Origin of the sequence: Mycobacterium sp. 1165178.9, from assembly GCF_001673555.1 — a bacterium.
Lineage (GTDB): Bacteria > Actinomycetota > Actinomycetes > Mycobacteriales > Mycobacteriaceae > Mycobacterium.
Genome location: NZ_LZMB01000115.1, coordinates 1 through 2,950 on the forward strand (window position 1 = coordinate 1; position 2,950 = coordinate 2,950).

3 protein-coding genes are annotated in these 2,950 nt (G+C 66.6%); all 3 read right to left on the reverse strand.

The window, feature by feature from the left end:
• Nucleotides 1-942: hemolysin family protein (locus A5652_RS05755; protein ID WP_067347591.1), on the reverse strand; the 942-nt coding region annotated here is incomplete at its 3' end.
• An 86-nt stretch (nucleotides 943-1,028) separates the two neighbouring features.
• A complete protein-coding gene (locus A5652_RS05760; RefSeq protein ID WP_067347595.1) occupies nucleotides 1,029-2,312 on the reverse strand; it encodes a hypothetical protein in 1,284 nt (427 codons plus the stop codon).
• Entirely contained in the window at nucleotides 2,309-2,842 is a 534-nt protein-coding gene (ybeY, locus tag A5652_RS05765; RefSeq protein WP_067347598.1) for an rRNA maturation RNase YbeY, read from the reverse strand. The genes A5652_RS05760 and ybeY overlap by 4 nt, the downstream gene beginning before the upstream one ends.
• Nucleotides 2,843-2,950 lie beyond the last annotated feature (108 nt).

The window sequence follows — 2,950 nt, forward strand, 5'->3', positions numbered from 1 at the left end:
GCTGACCAGGCCGGCGATCGCGCCGTACTCGTCGACGAGAAGAGCCATGTGGTTGCGGTCGCGCTGCATTTCCCGCAGCAACGAGTCCAGCGGTTTGGAGTCTGGCACGAAGACCGCCGGGCGCATCACTTTCGACACCGGCGGGGTCCGGCCGCCGTCGCCAGACAAGACCGTCTGCTGGACAAGGTCTTTCAAATACACGACGCCGACGATGTCGTCGACGTTCTCGCCGATCACGGGGATGCGGGAATGCCCGCTGCGCACCGCCAAGTTGATGGCCTGGCTGGCGAATTTGTCGCTCTCGATCCAGATCATCTCGGTGCGCGGCACCATCACCTCGCGCGCCGGGGTGTCACCGAGTTCGAAGACCGACTGGATCATCCTGCGCTCTTCGGCCGCGACCACGCCGCGCTGCTGGGCCAGATCGACGACTTCGCGCAATTCGATCTCGGAGGCGAACGGACCATTCCGCAGGCCGCGGCCGGGAGTCACCGCATTACCCAGCAACACCAGCAACCGGCTGATCGGCATCAACAGCCACGAGATCGCTTGCAGCGGAAGCACTGTCGTCAGCGCGATGGAGTAGGCGTTCTGGCGGCCGAGGGTGCGCGGCCCCACTCCCATAACGACGAAGCTGGTCACCACCATGATGGCGGCAGCACCGAACAATCCCCATTTCAGCCCGAAGTTGTCGTAGAGAAACACCACCAGCAGTACGGTCGCGGTGATCTCGCAGGCGATCCGCAGCAGCACCACCAGGTTGATGTAGCGCGGCCGTTCCGACATCACCTTGGACAACGCCACGGCGCCGGGCCGTTCGTCGCGCATTAACTCCTGGACCCGGGCCAGCGACACCGTGCTGATGGCCGCATCGATCGCCGCGAATAGTCCACCCAGCGCGATCAGCGCGAGGGCACCGAGCAGCTCAGACCAGCCCGTCAATTGTCGAGATACCTTGACTTGGTCACTGACTCCCCTGTGGCGTTGGCCGGCGGCTTAGCGGTTGTCGGTGCGGAGAACGGCGACCGCTAGGTGTCAGCCTTCTGCTCCTCAGCTCTCTGCTCCTCGCTCCGATTCCGGCGGTTGAGCAGCCAGGCGATCAGGCCCACCACTACCGCAAACCCGCCGAAGCGCAGCGGCAGGGCCCACCCGGATTGGTGGGGCAGGCCGGGCTCCTGGTGATGGACGGCCAGCAACACCAAGAAGCTGCCGTCGTCGGTCGGCCCGACGCCCGGCGTCGGCTGGGTCTTGATCACCCTGATCTGGGCGGGTGCGCTGCTGGAGTTGTCGATCTGCCCCCAGGCCAGGGTGGAGTCGTCGAGCAGGAAGGTGTCCTGGCCGCCCGCGGGTTGGCTGCCGTCGTGACCCACCAATGCCACGTGGCCCACTTCGACGATCTCGCTTTTGGCGGGGACGGACACCGTGACGTTCTCGTAGAGCTTCGGCGGCGCCGGCTTACGGTCCGGTGCCGTCGCGCCGTTGGGTTCGTTGGGCGGCGGTGTGGAACCCGCGCCGTAGAAGCTGCCGGCCGCGACGTAGCTGTCGCTGACCGCGGTGAACGGGACGACGCCGACGGTGGCGGCGTCGAGCACCATCCGCGCTCCGCGCGGCAGGTACGCCTGCTGATAGGCGCCGTTGTAGAAGTAGCGGAACGTAACCGGCTGACTGAGCGGGTTGTAGATCGTCGGACGCCGATAGGCGTCGTCGTAGTCGAGATAGTCCCAGTGGCGCGGCCGGATGAACTTCTGATCGTCAACCTTGAGGATGTCGACGTTGTCCCGGTGGGAACTCACGACGTTCTGCACCTGCTGGTTGAAATCAACCTCGGTGGGCGGCTTGGGCGGGTTGGCGGGGTCGACGCGCGTCAGCGGTGCGGCCTTGGCCGCCGCGATCGCCAGCGACGGCGCATCCAGCCCCCGCGGCGGGGCCACCACCGGGGCGTTTCGTGGTGTGTCCGGGCCCGGCGGATTGATCTCCACCACAGGGACGGGGTTATGACCGGAGTTGGGCGGCGGCGGTACCAGCGGACTCTCCGCCGGCGCGAGAACCGGGGGCGGCTCGTACACCGGAACGGGAACGTGCGGAACCGGCGAGGGAGCGTTGCTCGGGGGCCCTTGAACGCCGTGGCGGTCCTCGTTGCACACGTTGGCCGTGTGGTAGGCGTTCACGTAGAACATGCAGTGCTCGCAGGCGACGGGGTTCGATCCCTCACCCGCGCACGGGGCCGCCCGCGCCTCGGTGTCGGTGATGACCCACGCCGGCAACGGTGCGAACGCGATGGCGGCTGCCGCCAGAATCCTGAGTGGCCTCAATTGTCGAAATACCTTGACTTGTCAAGCAATCGGCGGTCCCGCTCCTCTTGGCGGTTCTGATGGTAGGCCTCGACCTGATCGGCGACCCATTCTTCGAGCAGCCGGTCCTGCAGGGCGAACATCTCCTTCTCCTCGTCCGGCTCGGCGTGGTCGTAGCCGATCAGATGAAGCACGCCGTGGATTGCCAGCAGCGCCAGCTCGTGCCCCAGACTGTGGCCCGCCGAGGCGGCCTGGCCGGCCGCGAATTCCGGGCACAGCACGATGTCGCCCAGCATCGAGGGGCCCGGCTCGGGGGCGTCCGGGCGGCCACCGGGCTCGAGCTCGTCCATCGGAAAGCTCATCACGTCGGTCGGGCCGGGCAGGTCCATCCAGCGCATGTGCAGGTCGGCCATCGCGGCGGTGTCCAGCAGCACCATCGACAGCTCGGCGGCCGGATTGACGTCCATCTTGGCGATGACGAACCGCGCGACGCTGATCAGTTCGGCCTCAGAGACGTCGATACCCGATTCGTTGGACACCTCAATGCTCAACCCACTCACCGCACCATCATCGACGACCACGCGAGCCCGCCGCCCGCCGCGACGCCCGGTTCATCGTCAGGCCGGGCTCTTCAAACTTCGCATAGGCATCGACGATCT